This window comes from Bacillus sp. CGMCC 1.60114 (assembly GCF_042676365.1).
Lineage (GTDB): Bacteria > Bacillota > Bacilli > Bacillales > Bacillaceae_G > Bacillus_A > Bacillus_A rhizoplanae_A.
This window is the reverse complement of record NZ_JBHTHG010000112.1, coordinates 1-19,655: the sequence shown is the minus strand read 5'-3', so window position 1 is coordinate 19,655 and position 19,655 is coordinate 1. Positions and strand designations below refer to the sequence as shown.

At 38.0% G+C, this 19,655-nt stretch carries 17 protein-coding genes and 2 pseudogenes; 17 read left to right on the top strand and 2 right to left on the bottom strand.

Annotated features, from left to right (window positions below):
- Nucleotides 1–389 precede the first annotated feature (389 nt).
- From ACFQZ1_RS17945 to ACFQZ1_RS17925, 5 genes and pseudogenes are all read left to right on the top strand, one after another.
- The gene (locus ACFQZ1_RS17945) at nt 390–587 is read left to right on the top strand and encodes a helix-turn-helix transcriptional regulator (RefSeq protein ID WP_377883561.1); all 198 of its coding nucleotides are present in this window, start codon (nt 390–392) and stop codon (nt 585–587) included.
- Nucleotides 588–599: 12 nt separating this feature from the next.
- Nucleotides 600–824 (top strand): hypothetical protein, encoded by a 225-nt coding sequence (locus ACFQZ1_RS17940; protein WP_377883560.1) that lies wholly within the window; start codon nt 600–602, stop codon nt 822–824.
- A gap of 228 nt (nt 825–1,052) precedes the next feature.
- On the top strand, nt 1,053–2,504 hold the full coding sequence (locus ACFQZ1_RS17935; protein WP_377883559.1) for an RNA-guided endonuclease InsQ/TnpB family protein: 1,452 nt from the start codon (nt 1,053–1,055) through the stop codon (nt 2,502–2,504).
- A gap of 61 nt (nt 2,505–2,565) precedes the next feature.
- A pseudogene (locus ACFQZ1_RS17930) lies at nt 2,566–3,216 on the top strand (MerR family transcriptional regulator); the annotation flags it as partial.
- A complete protein-coding gene (locus ACFQZ1_RS17925; RefSeq protein WP_377883558.1) occupies nt 3,200–3,811 on the top strand; it encodes a hypothetical protein in 612 nt (203 codons plus the stop codon). The pseudogene ACFQZ1_RS17930 and the gene ACFQZ1_RS17925, both read left to right, overlap by 17 nt.
- Before the next feature lie 23 nt (nt 3,812–3,834).
- Here the strand turns inward: ACFQZ1_RS17925 and ACFQZ1_RS17920 are convergent, their stop codons facing one another.
- On the bottom strand, nt 3,835–4,242 hold the full coding sequence (locus ACFQZ1_RS17920; RefSeq protein WP_377883557.1) for an exosporium protein D: 408 nt from the start codon (nt 4,240–4,242) through the stop codon (nt 3,835–3,837).
- A 303-nt stretch (nt 4,243–4,545) separates the two neighbouring features.
- Entirely contained in the window at nt 4,546–5,955 is a 1,410-nt protein-coding gene (gene bcaP, locus ACFQZ1_RS17915) for a branched-chain amino acid transporter BcaP (RefSeq protein ID WP_377883556.1), read from the bottom strand.
- Between the two features lie 250 nt (nt 5,956–6,205).
- Between bcaP and ACFQZ1_RS17910 the strand changes: the two genes are divergently transcribed.
- From ACFQZ1_RS17910 to ACFQZ1_RS17855, 12 genes and pseudogenes are all read left to right on the top strand, one after another.
- Nucleotides 6,206–6,670, top strand: a complete 465-nt coding sequence (locus ACFQZ1_RS17910; protein ID WP_377883555.1) for a DUF4362 domain-containing protein — start codon at nt 6,206–6,208, stop codon at nt 6,668–6,670.
- Nucleotides 6,671–6,837: 167 nt separating this feature from the next.
- Nucleotides 6,838–8,820 (top strand): excinuclease ABC subunit UvrB, encoded by a 1,983-nt coding sequence (gene uvrB / locus ACFQZ1_RS17905; protein WP_377883554.1) that lies wholly within the window; start codon nt 6,838–6,840, stop codon nt 8,818–8,820.
- A gap of 5 nt (nt 8,821–8,825) precedes the next feature.
- Nucleotides 8,826–11,696 carry an excinuclease ABC subunit UvrA gene (gene uvrA, locus ACFQZ1_RS17900; RefSeq protein ID WP_377883553.1) on the top strand — a complete coding sequence of 957 codons (2,871 nt, stop codon included), beginning with the start codon at nt 8,826–8,828 and terminating at the stop codon, nt 11,694–11,696.
- Nucleotides 11,697–11,773: 77 nt separating this feature from the next.
- On the top strand, nt 11,774–12,085 hold the full coding sequence (locus ACFQZ1_RS17895) for a hypothetical protein (RefSeq protein WP_377883552.1): 312 nt from the start codon (nt 11,774–11,776) through the stop codon (nt 12,083–12,085).
- A gap of 328 nt (nt 12,086–12,413) precedes the next feature.
- Complete coding sequence (locus ACFQZ1_RS17890) at nt 12,414–12,788, top strand: phage holin family protein (protein WP_336482312.1); 375 nt, start codon at nt 12,414–12,416, stop codon at nt 12,786–12,788.
- A 170-nt stretch (nt 12,789–12,958) separates the two neighbouring features.
- Nucleotides 12,959–13,888, top strand: a complete 930-nt coding sequence (hprK, locus tag ACFQZ1_RS17885) for an HPr(Ser) kinase/phosphatase (RefSeq protein WP_377883551.1) — start codon at nt 12,959–12,961, stop codon at nt 13,886–13,888.
- Nucleotides 13,889–13,960: 72 nt separating this feature from the next.
- Nucleotides 13,961–14,773: a prolipoprotein diacylglyceryl transferase gene (gene lgt / locus ACFQZ1_RS17880; RefSeq protein WP_377883550.1), complete on the top strand. Its 813-nt coding sequence runs from the start codon at nt 13,961–13,963 to the stop codon at nt 14,771–14,773.
- A 110-nt stretch (nt 14,774–14,883) separates the two neighbouring features.
- On the top strand, nt 14,884–15,522 hold the full coding sequence (ppaX, locus tag ACFQZ1_RS17875) for a pyrophosphatase PpaX (protein ID WP_377883549.1): 639 nt from the start codon (nt 14,884–14,886) through the stop codon (nt 15,520–15,522).
- 68 nt (nt 15,523–15,590) lie between these two features.
- The gene (locus ACFQZ1_RS17870; RefSeq protein WP_377883548.1) at nt 15,591–16,103 is read left to right on the top strand and encodes an acyltransferase; all 513 of its coding nucleotides are present in this window, start codon (nt 15,591–15,593) and stop codon (nt 16,101–16,103) included.
- Between the two features lie 122 nt (nt 16,104–16,225).
- Nucleotides 16,226–17,737, top strand: a complete 1,512-nt coding sequence (locus ACFQZ1_RS17865) for a tetratricopeptide repeat protein (protein ID WP_377883547.1) — start codon at nt 16,226–16,228, stop codon at nt 17,735–17,737.
- A 165-nt stretch (nt 17,738–17,902) separates the two neighbouring features.
- Nucleotides 17,903–18,853, top strand: coding sequence for a thioredoxin-disulfide reductase (trxB, locus tag ACFQZ1_RS17860; protein ID WP_377883546.1), 951 nt, complete (start codon nt 17,903–17,905; stop codon nt 18,851–18,853).
- An 84-nt stretch (nt 18,854–18,937) separates the two neighbouring features.
- Nucleotides 18,938–19,132 (top strand): annotated as a pseudogene (locus ACFQZ1_RS17855) (DUF368 domain-containing protein); the annotation flags it as partial.
- Between the last annotated feature and the right edge of the window lie 523 nt (nt 19,133–19,655).

Here is a 19,655-nt window from a genome sequence, read left to right as displayed (position 1 = left end):
CGCGGATCAGTGTACATAGGCAACTGTAAAATAAGCATAAAAACCTTTTGGTAAATAACTAATAGTTTACCAAAAGGTTTTTTTATTTTTCTTCTAAAAAACCCCATCCGTCGCAGACAATATGGGATTGTACAACAGCAAAGCTGTAACCAAGTTCAAGATAAATGGATTATATTTGTCCTCCTTTGAAAAAGGATTTGTTGCAGGGGCAATTGGATCGGTATTACTTTCTGTTCTTGGGTATACGCTTGTATATGTATTGCATTTTGTGTAGAAGACTTGCTGAGTAGGTCTTTTTTTATTGGTAATTTTGTAAAGATATCTTTACTTATTTTTGGTAATATTTATAATGAAAGTAAAGATATCTTTACTTTTTAAAGGTGGATTCTATGGGTGTACAAAACAGAATTAAAGAATTAAGAAAACAAAATCATATTACGCAAGTTGAGATGGCGAAAGCAATGCAAGTGACGCGTCAGACAATTGTTGCGATTGAAAACCATCATTATAATCCGAGTTTGGAGTTGTCGTTGAAGATTGCAAAGTATTTTAGGATGAGTGTGGAGGAGATTTTTACGTTGGAATAGGTGGGGATGGTAATGAAAAGACGGGTTGATGAATATGACTGGTATGTAACTGGAAAAGCCTCTAGATATACCTTTATGTTTTATAGTACATGCCTTTTAATTTGGACATTCTACGACATGATAACAAAAGGGAAAACAGGATGGGAGTTTCCAATTATGGCGACTGGCAGTGCGATTTTTTTCTGGATTTGTGCACTGGAGAAACGAAAGCTTAAAAATCTTGAAGATGATGAATAAGAATTATTTCTATAAGAGCTGTTTACATGAACTTAGATGTAAACAGCTCTTTATTTTTATCGGAAAATTGGCAAGAAAACTCCATCTTCAAAACGTGCAGGGCATAGCCCAGTTTAAGTTGGAGATGAATTGCCATCGTATTTGTAAAAATATTTTCGCAGAACAGCGAATGTATGTTCTTTTTTGGCTGTTTTGTAGTATCATAAAGGAAAGAAGGAGGTGAAAATGATGACAAAAGAAAAAGAATATGCAACCTATCAAATTTGGATTAAGAAAGGCCATAAGTTATACTCTTACTTCCTAGAAATGTGTCAAAACGCAAAAAATCTCTACAATACAACAAACTTCTATATTCGCCAAGTGTATACGGCCTTACGTACGGATCAACCATTACAGCCACTTCAACAAGAAGTTCTCCATACATTACAAGCATATATTGAAATCATGAATGAAAATCAACTTCGTGCATATCAAAAACGTGTGCAAAAGCAGAAAGAAAAGCCTGTAGAAAAGCGAAAAGAAATCAAATGTAATCTGTTTGCATTTCCGACAAAAGAGAAATCATTCCTATCATATAACTTTTTAGATTGTTTGTTTAAAACAATGAAGCAACAAGATTATATGAGTTTGCCAGCACAAACGAATCAAGCGGTTATGAAGAAGCTATATCAAAACTGGAAATCATTCTTTGCTTCCATCAAAGCATACGAAAAACATCCTTCCACTTTTACGGGTAGACCTCGCATTCCAAAATACATTAAATCATCTATGAGAGAAGTTGTATTCACGAATCAAGTATGTAAACTCCAAGAGAAGTATATTTGTTTTCCAAAAACAGGTATAAAATTAAATATCGGTAAATTGTTCGGACAGATTGAAAATCTAAAAGAGGTACGTGTTTCTCCTGTTTACGGGAAGTTTAAAGTGGAAATTGTAACAGAACAATCCGATTCAGTACTTAAGTATGTAGACAATAATCGCTATATGAGTATTGATTTAGGAATCAATAACATTGCAACTATCACAACGAATACAGGAACCATACCTGTGTTAGTAAAGGGCAATGTCATTAAAAGTATCAATCAATACTACAACAAACAAAAGGCACATTTACTGGGTATTCTTCGTCATGGAAAGGAACCCAAAGAAGGACCACATACATCCAAGCGTTTAGAGAGACTTCATGAGAAACGGTTTCTCAAGATAAAGGATTTCTTTCACAAAATCAGTTACCACATTGTTCATTTCGCAGTTCAACATGAGATTTCTATGATTGCGATTGGGAAAAATACATCATGGAAACAAAACAGTGATATGGGGACGCGACAAAATCAATCCTTTTGCCATATCCCACATAATCTATTCATTGAAATGATCACATATAAGGCACATCGACAGGGTGTTACTGTACAAGTCGTGGAAGAATCGTATACAAGCAAGGCATCCTTTCTAGACAATGATGATATCCCCACTTACGGTGAGGAAGACATCCCTATATTCAGTGGAAAACGTATCAAACGTGGCTTGTATCGTACGAAAGAGAACAAACTGCTGAACGCAGATGTGAATGGTTCCTATAATATCTTAAAAAAAGTAGTTCCAAAGGCATTTGCCGATGGAATAGAGGGGTTGTGCCATCAGGCAGCCGTGTCAACTCCACTCGTGTTAAGCATCCCTTGAAGGTAATACACGAGAAACCCCCACTTCAAGATCCGAAGGGGATAAGTGGCGGGAGTTTTCATATAGCGAATGTGATGTTATAAAGTTACAGCAAATTTTGTTTTTAAAAGAAATGGGATTCCCGTTAAAAGAAATTACGAATATGTTAGAAACAGAGCGTGTAAATTTCAAAGATGTTTTGCAAAATCAGTTATTGTTTGTTCGAGAAGAACAGGAGAAGTTTTCTCGTATGGAGAAAATATTGCAAGCTGTTTTATATTCCACTGAGCTAGAAGGGGCGCTCAATTGGGATATTATGTTTGAACTTATTCAGCTTTCGCAGCAGTCCCCTCGTATGCGGCAGCTATTTCAGCAACAAATATTTTCTCGTGAAGAAGAGAAGTTTCTCAAAAATTTACCAAACATGAGCGAGCAAGATGAGGAAGTACAAGAGTGGATTATTTTATTAAAGAGAATGCGTCAGTTCATGCAAAAAAGGAAAATGCCAAGTGATGCAGAGGTACAAGGTATCACAGGCATTCTTCTGGAGAAATGCAGGGAAATGGCGAACGGTGATGAAGCGTTTTTAGATAAATTGTGGGAAGTGCGCAAGTCAACAGAGCAGTCAAAAATGATGAATATGTATCCGATTGAAGAGGAGCTTCTACAATATATGGATGTGGCTTTTGAGGTGTATATGAAAGAGGAGGGGGACAATGAATATACTAGCTGAGTATCGCTGGGTACTTTTAGTTGGCGCGGAGGTTGTTTTTTGGTGTGCAGCAATTAGTTTTTTTCTGTTAAGGTATGCTTTTAAGTTACGTAAAGCAAGTTTTATTGCCGGGATTGTGTTATTGCTGAATGAATTGTTTATTTTAACGTTAGGTGTCGTTGATTATTATGAAACCGGGAAGTTTTCTCAGTTTCAAATTATTATCGTGATCATATTGTTGTATGCTGTTTTTTACGGAAAAAAAGATTTAAGAAAGCTGGATTTACGTATACAGAGGATCATTGCAAAGTGGCGGGGAGAAGCGTTGCCGATGATAGAAGAACCAGTCGAATTAACAGGCTGGGCACATACGAAGCAAGAGCTATTTCATTGGGGGATTCACTTTGTTTTATTTGCTGGTACGCACATTGTATTTTACTTTTTGTATGGATTGGCGCCGCTTGAAAATATAACTAGCTTGGATGATAGTGTATTTTTAAATGAAGCCGCAAATCGTGTGAGTAAAGTGTGGAGAATTGTTTTTGCTGTAGATACGTTTATTACTCTTTCGTATGTTATTTTCCCGAAAAAGAAAAAAGAGATGTTGTCGCGCTAAGATAACATCTCTTTTTATTTTCTTCATTCCTCACGGTAGATACAGAATGTTTTTTGGATAAATACATTCAATCCGCCTTGAGCAGAAGAAACATTTGAGACACTTAGGCTTTCAAAATTTTCTACCTGAAATATTCTTGTACTTTCTGTAATTATAGCAGTAATAGGGTTACGGGGGCTTTTGGATATAATGGTTATCGCCAAAGGGACAGGATTTTTACCTTTTAATGAAGCAGAAGTTAACTGAAGTAATGTTTTATTGGGAGTGCCAGTGAAGTCTTGGAACACGGATTGGTGACTGGAGCCTCCTGGTACGAGAACTAATACTGGTGAATTTGTTGATCCAATTGTATGGTTTTCAACAAAACAGTTAGGAGTATTTGATTTATCTTTAAGAGATTCTTCATCAGATTTGTCATGATGATCAAACATATTCGTGTTAAACCTCTTTCTTTGTTTTTGATACATTGTATTCCATAAGTAGAAAACATGTGTGGACAATGCGTGACGAGCTAGTTGTTCGTTCAAGTTGAAAAATTCTTATTCGAGCTATGTGAAGTTGAAGTATGTCAATATAAAAAAGCTGCTGCCCTGAATGGACAACAGCTTTTTTATTACCCCGCTTTTACAAGCAGTAAGCAAAGACGGGAGTGCAAGAAAAGGAACTGCTTGTAAAAGCCCGATTGGTTCAACTAACCATTCGGAGGAAAAGCATCTCCGAACGGAAGTTTCACTTTATGCGACGTCTTCTTTTTGTTCGTTTTTCAAAGTACTATTTTTATACCCGTAGCTGAAATATACAATTAAACCGATAACTAACCAAACGCCAAAGCCAATCCATGTCGTTACTGGAAGCTGTAATGTTAGGTATCCGCAGAATAGAACTGCTAATGCTGGAATCCATGGTACGAATGGTACTTTAAAGGCACGCGGTAAGTCTGGCTGTTTTTTGCGTAAGATGATAACACCAATTGATACAACGATGAATGCGAATAATGTACCGATGTTTGTTAATTCTGCTAGCTTGCTTAATGGAACGAAGCCAGCAAAGAAAGCAACCATAGCTGCTGTAATCCAGCTATTCATAACAGGTGTTTGCGTTTTTGGGCTTACACGAGAAAGTGCTTTTGGCAGTAAGCCATCACGGCTCATTGCGTAGAATAAACGTGTTTGTCCGTATAACATAACGAGTAATACTGTTGTAATCCCAGCGATTGCTCCTAAAGAGATAAGGCCGGCAACCCAGTCTTGATGGATATATTGCAGTGCAAATGCTACAGGGTTCTTTACATCTAACTGACTGTAGGGAACGATTCCTGTTAATATCAATGAAACAATGATATATAAAATTGTACAGATTGCTAAGGAAGCGATAATACCAATTGGCATGTTACGCTGTGGATTTTTTACTTCTTCAGCAGCTGTTGATACAGCATCAAATCCAATATAAGCAAAGAATACAGTTGCTGCTCCAGTTGCTACACCAGAGAAGCCGAATGGCATAAACGGTGTCCAGTTTGCAGGTTTTACATAGAAAGCGCCAACACCGATGAAGAGAAGAACAACAAACAGCTTGATAGCTACCATAATAGCGTTAAAACGAGCTGATTTTTTTGCACCTCTCGTTAATAAAAATGTCATGATGAAAATAATACAAATTGCTGGTACGTCTACATATGTTCCAGCCGCAGGGTTGTAAGCGCTAGTTAAAGCATGCGGCAGCTTAATGCCAAAGCCAGCTAATAATCCTTGGAAATATCCTGACCAACCAGATGCAACGGCTGAAGATGCCAATCCATATTCTAGAATTAAATCCCAGCCTAAAATCCAAGCGATTATTTCTCCAAATGCTGCGTAGCTGTAAGTGTACGCACTACCTGATACTGGTACAGTTGAAGCGAATTCGGAATAACATAGTGCTGCGAATACGCAGGCTAAACCGGATAAAATAAACGATAAGATAAGTGCTGGTCCTGCATGTTCGGCTGCGGCAACACCAGTAAGAACGAAAATACCTGTTCCAATAATGGCGCCGACTCCTAACATTGTTAAATCAAATGCTCCTAAATCCTTTTTTAAAGAAGCTCCCTTCTGCTGCGATTGTGCTAACAGCGCGGAAATCGATTTTTTTCGAAATAGATCCATATAGATCCCTCACCCTCGTAGTTATAATAATATTCTGAACATTAAGATCGAGTTGTCGTATAATGTCGAATCTTTAAACGTATTGTAATATGAAAAATGGGCATTGTAAATATAAAATTTTTAGAAAATTCTACCTATACACAAAATGGTGTGTTTCTTGTCGATATTTGTATAGGTGTTTTTGTTGCTGCGCCAAGTTATTTCATTTTGAATGATAGTATAAGGTTAAAGCGGGATGGAGAGGATCAAGTTGAGAAAAGGAATTATCTTGTTGTGTTTTCTATTCTACGTAGGCGTTTTGGCAGGTTGTTTGTCTTCTGTAAAAACAGTAGAAGGCAATCAGAAACATGGTGAAGCGAAAGTTGATGAAAAGAATGATATCGTTGTAAAAATAGGTAGAGAATCTAATTTGAATAAGTTTCAGCAGTTTCTGACCCATGTGAAAAGCAGTAAAGCAGATAAAGTGCGTATTGTAAATTATACAGATGAAGGAGATCCGATTTTTCAAACATTAGATTATGATGGAATCAATATAAATTATCTTTTTGATGATTCTAACGACAAATTTGGAGGAAGTCATAAAGGGAAAAAAAGTGATGTGTGTAAAGGGATTATGAAAGAAAAAAGCGGTGAAGCTGTAAGCTATACATTAAGTGAATGTAAAGAAAATCACGAGTATATCAGTTATTTTTTGCTGAAGGTATCTCATGAATAATTATAGGAAGATGCTTAGTAAATAAGCCTCTTTTTTTGTTGTTATATATTCGATTAGTAGAAACGCTGTCGAATTGTTTATCGAATGCTTGTTCGTTTTTTTGGTTTTTTTATGAGTATTCGTGGTAAAATGAGAATACAGATTTTTTACGAGGAGGTCGGATTTATTTGGAACATCAATTTGAAATTGTCTCAGAATATTCACCTCAAGGTGATCAGCCAAGAGCGATAGAGCAGCTGGTAGCAGGCATTAAAAATGGTAAGAAACATCAAGTGTTGCTTGGAGCGACAGGAACGGGGAAGACATTTACGATTTCAAATGTCATTAAAGAAGTCAAGAAGCCAACACTTGTAATGGCTCATAATAAAACGTTAGCAGGACAGCTATACAGTGAGCTGAAAGATTTCTTTCCGAATAATGCGGTTGAATATTTTGTTAGTTACTACGACTACTATCAACCGGAAGCGTATGTACCACAAACCGATACATTTATTGAAAAAGACGCACAAATTAATGACGAGATTGATAAATTGCGTCACTCAGCGACATCGTCTTTATTTGAACGAGATGATGTCATTATTGTAGCGAGCGTATCTTGTATTTACGGTTTAGGTTCTCCAGAAGAATATAGTGAGCTTGTTGTCTCTTTACGCGTTGGTATGGAGAAGGATCGTAATCAATTGCTTCGTGAACTTGTTGATGTGCAGTACGGCCGTAATGATATTGACTTCCAGCGCGGAACGTTTCGCGTGCGCGGGGATGTAGTTGAGATTTTTCCAGCATCCCTTGATGAACATTGTATTCGGATTGAGTTTTTTGGCGATGAGATTGATCGCATTCGAGAAGTGAATGCATTAACAGGTGAAGTATTAGCAGAACGTGAGCATGTGGCAATCTTCCCAGCATCTCACTTCGTTACACGCGAAGAAAAAATGAAAGTTGCCATTGAAAATATTGAAAAAGAATTAGAAGAACGTTTAAAAGAATTAAATGATAACGGTAAATTGTTAGAAGCGCAGCGGATAGAGCAGCGGACACGTTACGATTTAGAAATGATGCGTGAGATGGGCTTTTGTTCAGGGATTGAGAACTACTCCCGTCATTTGACGCTCCGTCCAGCTGGTTCAACACCATATACATTATTAGATTATTTTCCTAAAGATTTTCTTATCGTGATGGATGAGTCGCATGTATCAGTGCCGCAAGTAAGAGCGATGTATAACGGAGATAAAGCGCGGAAACAAGTGCTCGTCGATCATGGATTCCGTCTGCCATCAGCACTAGATAACAGACCGCTTATGTTTGAAGAGTTTGAAGAGAAAACGAATCAAGTTGTATACGTATCAGCAACGCCGGGACCGTATGAACTAGAACATGCACCGGAAGTTGTGGAGCAAATTATTCGTCCAACCGGGCTTTTAGATCCGCAAATTGATATAAGACCAATTGAAGGGCAAATTGATGATTTACTAGGAGAGATACAAGACCGTATCGCGAAAAATGAGCGTGTATTAATTACGACATTAACGAAGAAAATGTCAGAGGATTTAACGGATTATTTAAAAGATGTTGGGATTAAAGTAAACTATCTTCATTCTGAAATTAAAACGTTAGAGCGAATTGAAATTATTCGTGATCTTCGCCTTGGCAAGTTCGATGTGCTTGTCGGTATTAACTTGTTGCGAGAAGGGCTTGATATTCCAGAAGTATCACTCGTAGCTATTTTAGATGCAGATAAAGAAGGATTCCTTCGTTCAGAGCGCTCGCTTATTCAAACGATTGGCCGGGCAGCGCGTAATGCAAATGGCCATGTTGTGATGTATGCAGACCGAATTACAAAATCGATGGAAATCGCAATCAATGAAACGAAGCGTCGTCGTCAAATTCAAGAAGCATACAATGAAAAACATGGGATTACACCAAAAACAATTCAAAAAGGGGTGCGCGATGTCATTCGTGCAACGATGGCTGCGGAAGATACTGAAACGTATGAAACAGCACCATTAACTTCTAAGAAAATGACGAAAAAAGAACGAGAAAATGTTATTGCAAAAATGGAAGCGGAAATGAAAGAAGCTGCAAAAGCGCTTGATTTTGAACGGGCAGCTGAGCTTCGTGATTTATTACTAGAACTAAAAGCAGAAGGGTGAAGGCGATGAGTAAAGATTTTATCGTTGTAAAAGGTGCGAGAGCCCACAACTTAAAAAATATTGATGTCACCATTCCGAGAAATCAACTTGTTGTTGTAACAGGGTTATCTGGTTCAGGGAAATCGTCGTTAGCATTTGATACGATTTATGCGGAAGGACAGCGCCGTTATGTAGAATCACTATCGGCGTATGCACGTCAATTTTTAGGGCAAATGGATAAACCAGATGTAGATGCAATTGAAGGATTGTCTCCGGCTATTTCAATTGATCAAAAAACGACGAGTCGCAATCCGCGTTCAACGGTTGGAACAGTGACAGAGATTTACGACTATTTACGTTTATTATTTGCGCGTATCGGAACACCGATTTGTCCAAATCACGGCATTGAAATTACATCGCAAACAGTTGAGCAAATGGTAGATCGTATTTTAGAATATCCAGAGCGTACGAAGCTGCAAGTGCTCGCACCAATTGTATCAGGCCGTAAAGGTGCACATGTAAAGGTGTTAGAAGACATTAAAAAGCAGGGGTACGTCCGCGTTCGCGTTGATGGAGAAATGCTTGATGTATCGGAAGAAATTACGTTAGATAAAAATAAAAAGCATTCGATTGAAGTTGTAATTGACCGTATTGTTGTGAAAGAAGGAATTGCAAGCCGTCTTGCTGATTCATTAGAAACGGCTTTGAAGCTTGGTGAAGGTCGCGTTTTAATTGACGTAATCGGAGAAGAAGAGTTGCTGTTTAGCGAGCATCATGCTTGTCCGCATTGCGGATTTTCTATTGGTGAACTTGAGCCGCGCATGTTTTCTTTTAACAGTCCGTTCGGTGCTTGTCCGTCTTGTGACGGTCTTGGTGCGAAGCTAGAGGTAGACCTTGATTTAGTGATTCCCAACTGGGATTTATCATTAAACGATCATGCGATTGCACCTTGGGAACCGACAAGTTCACAATATTACCCGCAATTGTTGCAGTCTGTTTGTAACCATTACGGCATTGAAATGGATGTACCGATAAAAGATATTCCGAAACACTTATTTGAGAAGGTGTTATACGGAAGCGGAGATGAAAAAGTGTATTTCCGTTATGTGAATGACTTTGGTCAAGTGAAGGAAAGCGAGATTATTTTTGAAGGTGTGATTCCAAACATTGAGCGCCGTTACCGAGAAACGAGCTCCGATTATATTCGTGAGCAAATGGAAAAATACATGGCAGAGCAAGCTTGTCCTAAATGTAAAGGCGGTCGTTTAAAACCGGAAAGTTTAGCTGTTTTTGTAGGCGGAAAAACGATTGCGGAAGTAACGCAGTTTTCTGTTCAAGAAGCATATGATTTCTTTACAGATATTGAATTAACGGAAAAGCAACAAAGTATTGCCAATCTTATTTTGCGTGAAATTAAAGAGCGTCTTAGCTTCTTAGTTAACGTAGGACTCGATTATTTAACGCTTAGCCGTGCAGCTGGAACATTATCAGGCGGAGAAGCACAGCGTATTCGCTTGGCAACGCAAATTGGGTCGCGGTTAACAGGTGTATTATATATTCTTGATGAACCGTCTATCGGTCTGCATCAGCGTGATAACGATCGCTTAATTCAAACACTGCAAAATATGCGTGATTTAGGAAATACGCTTATTGTTGTCGAACATGATGAAGATACGATGATGGCCGCAGACTACTTATTAGATATTGGTCCTGGTGCAGGTATTCACGGCGGGCAAGTCGTTTCAGCAGGTACGCCGCAAGAAGTGATGCATGATGACAATTCCTTAACAGGACAATATTTATCAGGCAAAAAGTTCATTCCAGTTCCGCTAGAGCGCCGCAAAGGTGATGGCCGTAAAATTGAGATCATTGGAGCGAAGGAAAATAACTTAAAAAATGCGAAGATGTCATTCCCGCTTGGCACATTTGTTGCTGTAACGGGTGTATCAGGTTCAGGGAAAAGTACATTAATTAATGAAGTGTTATATAAAGCGGTTGCTCAAAAATTGTATAAAACGAAAAGTAAGCCTGGTGCACATAAAGAAATTAAGGGTCTTGATCATTTAGATAAGGTAATTGATATCGATCAATCCCCAATTGGACGTACACCTCGTTCAAACCCAGCGACATATACAGGGGTATTTGATGATATTCGTGATGTGTTTGCACAAACGAATGAAGCGAAGGTGCGCGGTTATCAAAAAGGTCGTTTTAGTTTTAATGTGAAAGGTGGCCGCTGCGAAGCGTGCCGCGGTGATGGGATTATTAAAATCGAAATGCATTTCTTGCCAGATGTATACGTTCCGTGTGAAGTTTGTCATGGAAAACGTTATAATCGTGAAACATTGGAAGTAAAATATAAAGATAAAAATATTTCTGAAGTATTAGAGATGACAATTGAGGATGGAGTAGAGTTCTTTGCGAATATCCCGAAAATTAAACGTAAGCTCCAAACACTTGTGGATGTAGGGCTCGATTATATGAAACTTGGTCAACCTGCAACGACGTTATCTGGCGGAGAAGCGCAGCGCGTGAAGTTAGCATCTGAACTGCATCGCCGTTCAACAGGGCGAACGTTATACATTTTAGATGAACCGACAACAGGTCTTCACGCACATGACATTGCTCGTCTATTAAAGGTGCTTCAACGTCTTGTTGATAATGGTGAAACAGTGCTTGTTATTGAACATAATTTAGATGTTATTAAAACGGCAGACTACATTATTGATCTTGGGCCTGAAGGCGGAGATAAAGGCGGACAAATCGTCGCAACAGGTACGCCTGAGCAGGTCGTGAAAGAAGAGCGTTCTTACACAGGCAAATATTTAAAAGATATTTTAGAACGTGATAAAGCACGTATGAAAGAAAAAGTGGAAGAAGTAGAATTAACGCAGTAAAACAAACATCTAATAAAGAAGTGTTGCTTCTTTATTAGGTGTTTTCTTCTATATCCATGAAAAAGGGAGTGGATTTTGTGGATTCTACGCAAAAAATTTTAGCTTCATGCTGTTATTTCAGTATTTTTGTGGCCCCTTTTTTATTCCCTATTATTGTGTATTTTGTTGTTCCTTATAATGATGTGAAATCTCATGCAAAGAGAGCTTTCATTTCACATTTATTACCGTTCTTTTGTTTATTTATTGTTTTTCTACTTGTATTTGTCATGAATACACCGGAGCAAATGGGTATGATTGTCCTCATTGCTATGTTGTTATTTGGTCTTGTGAATCTTTTAATTTTTATATGGAATATTGTGAAAGGTGTACAGGTGCTTGTAAATGAGTAAATGATTTCGCTGCTTTTGAGTGCTTCAAGATCCGGAGAACTGCTTGCATGTGCTCGAATGGTTCAACTAACCATTCGGAAGAAAAGCACCCCCGAATGGAAGTTTCACTGTACCCCGCTCTAACAAGCAGTAAGCAAAGATGGGAATGCGAGAAGAGGGACTGCTTGTAAGAGCCCGATTGGTTCAACTAACTATTCGGAAGAAAAGCACCTCCGAATGGAAGTTTCACTGTATCTCTACTTGGAATTTTTTTCTGTTTTGAAGTATTATTGTTGATATATGTAGTTTGGGCCGTAATTGTCCCTAATGAAAAGGAAGTGTAAGGAATATGAGATGGATTCTATCACTTATTGTGAATAGTATTGTCTTAATTGCTGTATCAGGTCTTCTTAAAATATTTGCACCGGGTGCGTTTGAAATAGCAAATATACAAACAGCAATTATTGCAAGCGTCATTTTAGCAGTTTTAAATGTAATTGTGAAACCGTTCTTAATTTTAATTACGCTGCCAATTACGATATTAACATTTGGTTTCTTCTTAATTGTCATTAATGCGATTACGTTAGAAATTACAGATTGGGTACTTGGCGATGCGTTTAATTTATCGGGGTTTGGGGCAGCGATTATCGCAGCAATTTTTATTTCGATTTTAAACATGTTAATTGATAAAGTGATTGTGGAACCGTTGTCTGAAAAAAAATAAGTGGAAAGTATAAGTATCCGACAAAACGTAAAACATTTTGCGCAAAGCGTGGAATGTTTTTTTCTTTTTCAAAAGAAACCGTATTTCTTGTTTTCAGAAAAAAATGGTACAATAGCGGATAGAGTGGTAGTACGCTGCCTAGATACATTCCGCAACGTGGAGGTTTACATATGCCAAAAGTTCGAACGAAAGATTTAATTGAACATTTTCATTTAGAACTAGTAAGCGGTGAAGAAGGAATTCATCGTCCGATTGATACAAGTGATTTATCACGTCCTGGAATTGAAATGGCGGGATTTTTCACATATTATCCAGCGGATCGTGTTCAGCTTCTTGGGAAAACAGAGCTTACTTTTTTTGATACGTTAACAGAAGAACAAAAACAAGTGCGTATGCAAGCGCTTTGTACAGAAGAAACACCGTGTATTATCGTAACGCGCGGTCAAGATGTACCTGAAGAATTAATGCGAGCATCTCGCCAGACTGGTGTACCATTATTGCGTTCACCGTTAAAAACAACACGCTTATCAAGCCGCTTGACGAATTACTTAGAAAGTAAATTAGCACCAACAACAGCAATTCATGGTGTATTAGTTGATATTTACGGTGTTGGTGTAATGATTACAGGACAAAGTGGTGTCGGGAAAAGTGAAACAGCGCTTGAGCTTGTGAAACGCGGACATCGACTTGTAGCTGATGATAGTGTAGAAATTCGTCAAGAAGATGATGATACACTAGTCGGAAGTTCACCGGAACTAATTGAACATTTACTTGAAATTCGCGGGCTTGGTATCATTAATGTTATGACGCTATTTGGCGCAGGTGCAGTACGTAATCATAAACGTATTTCAATGGTAATTAATCTTGAGATTTGGGATCAAAAGAAAAACTACGATCGCCTTGGTTTAGATGAAGAGAAAATGAAAATCATTGATACGGATATTACAAAGATTACACTTCCAGTACGACCTGGTCGAAACTTAGCTGTTATTATTGAGGTGGCGGCGATGAATTTCCGTTTAAAACGAATGGGTGTCAATGCAGCGCAGCAATTTTCAGAGCGTCTTATGAGTGCAATTGAATTAGGAGATCAAAATTAATACAAGTGAAACTTCCATCAGTATAGGGGACTTTCTCCTTTGCTGATCGAAAGAGAAAGGGAGTGAAGAAACATGCTGTTAGGGTCTGTACCACAGCTTAGCCGTGTGGCAATTCAGCTCGGGCCGTTTCCAATTTATTGGTACGGTGTGATTATCGGCTCTGGTGTCTTACTTGGATTATGGCTCGCAACTCGGGAAAGTGATCGACTTGGTATTCCAAAAGACACATTTATTGATTTAGTATTGATTGCGGTGCCGATTGCAATTCTTTGTGCACGTGCATACTATGTTATTTTCGAATGGGGTTATTATTCACAAAATCCAATCGAAATTATTAGGATTCGTCAAGGCGGCTTAGCCATTCATGGCGGATTAATCGGAGCGGTTCTTACAGGAATTGTATTTGCGAAAAAACGCGGTCTTTCTTTTTGGAAGCTAGCGGATATTGCTGCGCCAAGTATTTTACTTGGACAAGCAATTGGACGCTGGGGAAACTTTATGAACCAAGAAGCACATGGCGGTGAAGTGACGCGTCAGTTTCTCGAAAATTTACATTTGCCACAGTTTATTATAAATCAAATGTATATTGATGGTGTATATTATCAGCCAACATTCTTATATGAATCATTATGGAATTTTGCTGGGGTTATTTTACTTTTATTCCTTCGTAAAGTAAATTTACGCCGCGGTGAACTATTCTTTACATATTTAATTTGGTATTCTATCGGGCGCTTCTTTATAGAAGGATTGCGTACGGACAGTTTAATGCTCGGCCCGCTTCGCATTGCACAAGTTATATCAATTGTCATAATTATCGTCTCTATTATTTTCATTGTTGTGAGACGAAAAATGGGGTATGCGGATAAACGATATTTAGAACAATAAGGATATAGCTTTGTGATTCAGTGAATGAGTCGGAGGGAATTAAAAAGTAGCGTCACATATGCGGCGCTGCTTCTTTTCTTATTCATATAACAACTAAGGGTGGCGAAAAGATGAAAATTAATACAGTGTTATTTGATTTGGATGGGACGTTGATTAATACAAACGAACTTATTATCTCTTCATTTTTACATACATTAGACAAATACTATCCAGATCAATACAAGCGTGAAGATGTACTTCCATTTATTGGGCCGTCATTACACGATACATTTAGTAAAATCGACGAGAATCGAGTGGAAGAACTTATTCAATGTTATCGTGACTTCAACCATGAGCATCATGATGAATTAGTAGAAGAGTATGAAACAGTGTATGAAACTGTACAGGAACTTCGTGAAAAAGGTTATAAAGTCGGGATTGTAACAACAAAGGTGCGCAAAACTGTTGAAATGGGATTAGAGCTATCAAAATTAAAACAATTTTTTGATGTTGTGGTCACAATTGATGATGTAGAGCATGTGAAGCCACATCCAGAGCCAATTCAAAGAGCACTTCAGTTATTAGAGGCAAAGCCGGAAGAAGCTTTGATGGTAGGTGATAACCATCACGATATTGTTGGTGGACAAAATGCGGGTGTGAAGACAGCTGCTGTTGCATGGACAATTAAAGGACGCGAATATTTAGAGTCTTACAAACCTGATTATGTGTTAGAAAAAATGAGTGACTTATTAACAATTTTACCTCACTAATCGTTTTCTTACCTAAACATTAGGGGAGCTCAGCAATTAAGCGGGAGTACAAAAAGGGAGAGAGAGAAGTGCGACGGACAACGCGCTATCCAGTATCAGGAGCAAATTCATTATGGAATGTATATAAAACCGTTTCGTTTTGGAAAGTGATGAAAAACTTTATTGTGATTCAAATTGCGCGATATACCCCTTTTTTACGTATGAAAAATTGGTTATATCGCACATTTTTGCGAATGCAAATTGGAGAGAAAACTTCTTTTGCACTTATGGTCATGCCAGATATTATGTTTCCAGAGAAAATTACAGTTGGGCGTAATTCGGTTATTGGTTATAATACAACGTTATTAGCTCATGAATATTTAATTACAGAATATCGCCTTGGTGAAATTGTTATTGGAGACGAAGTAATGATTGGTGCAAATTCGACTATTTTACCTGGCGTTGTCATTGGAGACGGGGCAATTGTTTCAGCTGGGACACTTGTTCATCGTGATGTACCGAACGGTGCTTTTGTCGGTGGGAATCCGATGCGAATTATTTATACGAAAGAGGAAATGGCAGCGAGAGAAGGGAAATGTTAAGAATGTAACATTTTCCTTTTCTTTTAGGGAATGAAAAGGAAATATTTGCGTATAATATACTGTTTTGTTTTTGGCGGAATCGTTTATACTTATAGATAGAAGAATGAAATGATGGAGGATTTATGGGGAAAAATCAAGAAATTCGTAAAGATAACGGACAAGTTATTTCTTTTAATCAATTAGCTGACTTCTTTTATAATAAAGGTATGAAGGCTTATCGCAATCATCATTTAGAAGATGCAATTAAATATTTTAAGAGAGCGGCACAAAGTCAGAAAGAGCCGTTTATTTTATGTCAATTAGCAACGGCATTATCGGAATCGGGAGAGTATCACGAATCAAATCAAATCTTATTACAAATTGTTCGTACGGGTGAACAAATAGAAGAATGCTATTATTTTATGGCAAATAATTATGCGTATCTTGGATTATTTCAACAAGCTAAAAAATATGCAGAGCGGTATTTAGAAATTGCAACGGATCAAGAATTTATTGCTGAAACAATGGAGCTCCTAGAGATTATTGAAGAAGAAGAAATAGATGCGCCGGAATTCGAAGATGAAGATGGATTAATTGTGATGCAAGAACAAGCAAATCATTATATTCGTAACGGTCAATTAGAAGAGGCGATTGCGACGCTTGAAGGTGTCATAACGGAATATCCTGAATTTTGGTCAGCGCATAATAACTTAGCAATCGCACATTTTCAGCTTGGGAATGTTGATCAAGCATTGAAAATGACAGAGCTGATTTTAGAGAAAAATCCAGGGAATATTCATGCGTTATGTAATACGCTTATTTTTCTATATTCCATTGGGGAATATAAGCAAGTAGAAAAGTTAGCAGAGCAATTGGAAGCAGTGTATCCGATGTCGTTTGAGCATCGTGTGAAACTAGGGACAACATTTGCGACAATTGGTCGTTTTGAAAGTGCATATAAATGGTTAAAAGTGTTAAAACGTCAAGGTTACGAAGGTGATGTTAGCTTTTATTATTGGTTTGCATATTCTGCCTATATGGTAAAGGATGAGCAAACAGCCGAGAAAATGTGGGCGCATGTAGTGGAATTACATCCTGATAAAAAGGGAAAAGAACCTTGGAATGCTATTAATTTAGTAGATGAAGGTCAAAATATTTTATTCCGAGAGCTTCAGCAATCGTTTCAAAAAAGTGAAACATTGGAAGAGCAAATGCTCGCTTTATATTTAATGAATGAACTGACAACACCAGAGAAGCTTGGCTTTTTCTTTGATATTATGCAATCTCCTAATCGCGTTCCGATTGTATCGCAACTAGCGAACTATTTCTTTTTAATTAACAGTCATAAAAGTATTCCAGGAGAACTGCAGCAGTTTGAACAATGTATTCGCATTGCAGATGCTTTATACAATTATACGAAAAAAGATGATGAGCTTATTGAAGAATGTTTACATCTTTGGTTTTGTACATTTATACGTTTATACACGAGCGGAACGTCCTTTACAAATGTATATGGCTGGTCAGCAGCAGTTGAATATATTGTAAGAGGCGAGTGCCAAGATAAGCTGACGCAGGCAGAGCTTGGGAATATATATAATGTATCGGTAGCAACTGTACGAAAATATGTGCAAGCGGTAAGACGTTTGCATGCATAAAGTGTAACTAACCATTCGAGCGCATGCTCTCACCAATCTTCCTAGCTTCGGGGGTTTTACTGCCCGCGAATAGCGGGATAAATGCAAGCAAATCATTGGGAAAAATCGATTGCGAACAGTATAATGAGGGTATCAAAAGAGCGATAAGAACAGGAGATGAACAATATGGCAGAAGAAAAAATTTATGATGTAATTATTATCGGAGCTGGTCCAGCAGGGATGACAGCGGCTGTGTATACATCTCGTGCGAACTTAAGCACGTTGATGCTTGAACGCGGTATCCCGGGCGGACAAATGGCAAATACAGAAGAAGTAGAAAACTATCCAGGATATGACCATATTTTAGGGCCAGACTTATCAAACAAGATGTTTGAACATGCGAAGAAATTTGGTGCAGAATACGCATATGGTGATGTGAAACAAGTTATTGATGGGAAAGAATTTAAAACAGTTGTAGCTGGAAAGAAAGAATATAAAGCACGTGCAATTATTGTAGCGAGCGGTGCGGAATATAAGAAAATTGGCGTGCCGGGAGAGAAAGAACTTGGCGGCCGCGGCGTATCATACTGTGCGGTATGTGACGGTGCATTCTTTAAAGGTAAAGAGCTTGTTGTTATTGGCGGCGGCGACTCAGCTGTCGAAGAAGGTGTGTATTTAACACGCTTTGCAACGAAGGTAACAATTGTTCACCGTCGTGATCAATTACGTGCACAAAAGATTTTACAGGACCGTGCTTTCCAAAATGAAAAAATTGATTTCATTTGGAATCATACTGTAAAAGAAATTAACGAAGCAAACGGAAAAGTAGGCAGCGTAACACTTGTGGATGTAAACAGTGGTGAAGAGCAAGAGTTTAAAACAGATGGCGCATTTATCTATATCGGTATGCTGCCACTTTCTAAACCATTTGCAGAGCTAGGTATTACAAATGAAAATGGTTATATTGAAACAAATGAACGTATGGAAACAAAAGTTCCTGGTATTTTTGCAGCTGGTGATATTCGCGAAAAGATGCTTCGTCAAATTGTAACAGCAACTGGTGATGGAAGTATTGCAGCACAAAGTGCACAGCATTATGTAGAAGAATTGTTAGAAGAATTAAAAGTAGGAAAATAATGAACAAGGAAGAGAAGCTATCTTTATTGAGATGGCTTCTTTTTTTGTGATATAGGATTTCGGCACTTTAATTGTTATCGAGATGTCATAAGTAGTAAAGGAATTAGTTATTTATTGCAGCATTATGCGAGTGTAACGTATGCAGCTATTATCGGGCTCGTTATTGGGTCAATTGCAGTGGTGTTTCCTAGTATTCCAACAGGCGGTATGCCGATTGTAAGTTCTATTATTACGTTTATTTTAGGGTTTGCGATTGTATCATATTTTAGTAAGAAATAAGTGATTGAGGGACAGCCCTCAATCACTTATTTTTTTGTTTATCTCGCTCTAACAAGCAGTAAACGAAGGTGAAACTTCCATTCGAAGGAAAAGCACCTTCGAATAGAAGTTTCACTTTATTGCAATTACTTACCATTTTTATTCATATTTTTTACTTTTTTTACTAAAAATACAAAAAGGTAGATTGGTTGACAAGGTTACTTGAACATACAGTGATTATCTTTGCTTTTCTACTTTATCCCGCTCTAACAAGCAGTAAGCGAAGCTGGAAATTCGAGGAAGAGAACTGCTTGTAAGAACCCGATTGGTTCAACTAACCTTCGAAGGAAAGGCACCTTCGAATGGAAGTTTCACTGTATCCCGCTCTAACAAGCAGTAAGCGAAGCTGGAAATTCGAGGAAGAGAACTGCTTGTAAGAACCCGATTGGTTCAACTAACCATTCGAAGGAAAGGCACCTTCGAATGGAAGTTTCACTGTATCCCGCTCTAACAAGCAGTAAGCGAAGCTGGAAATTCGAGGAAG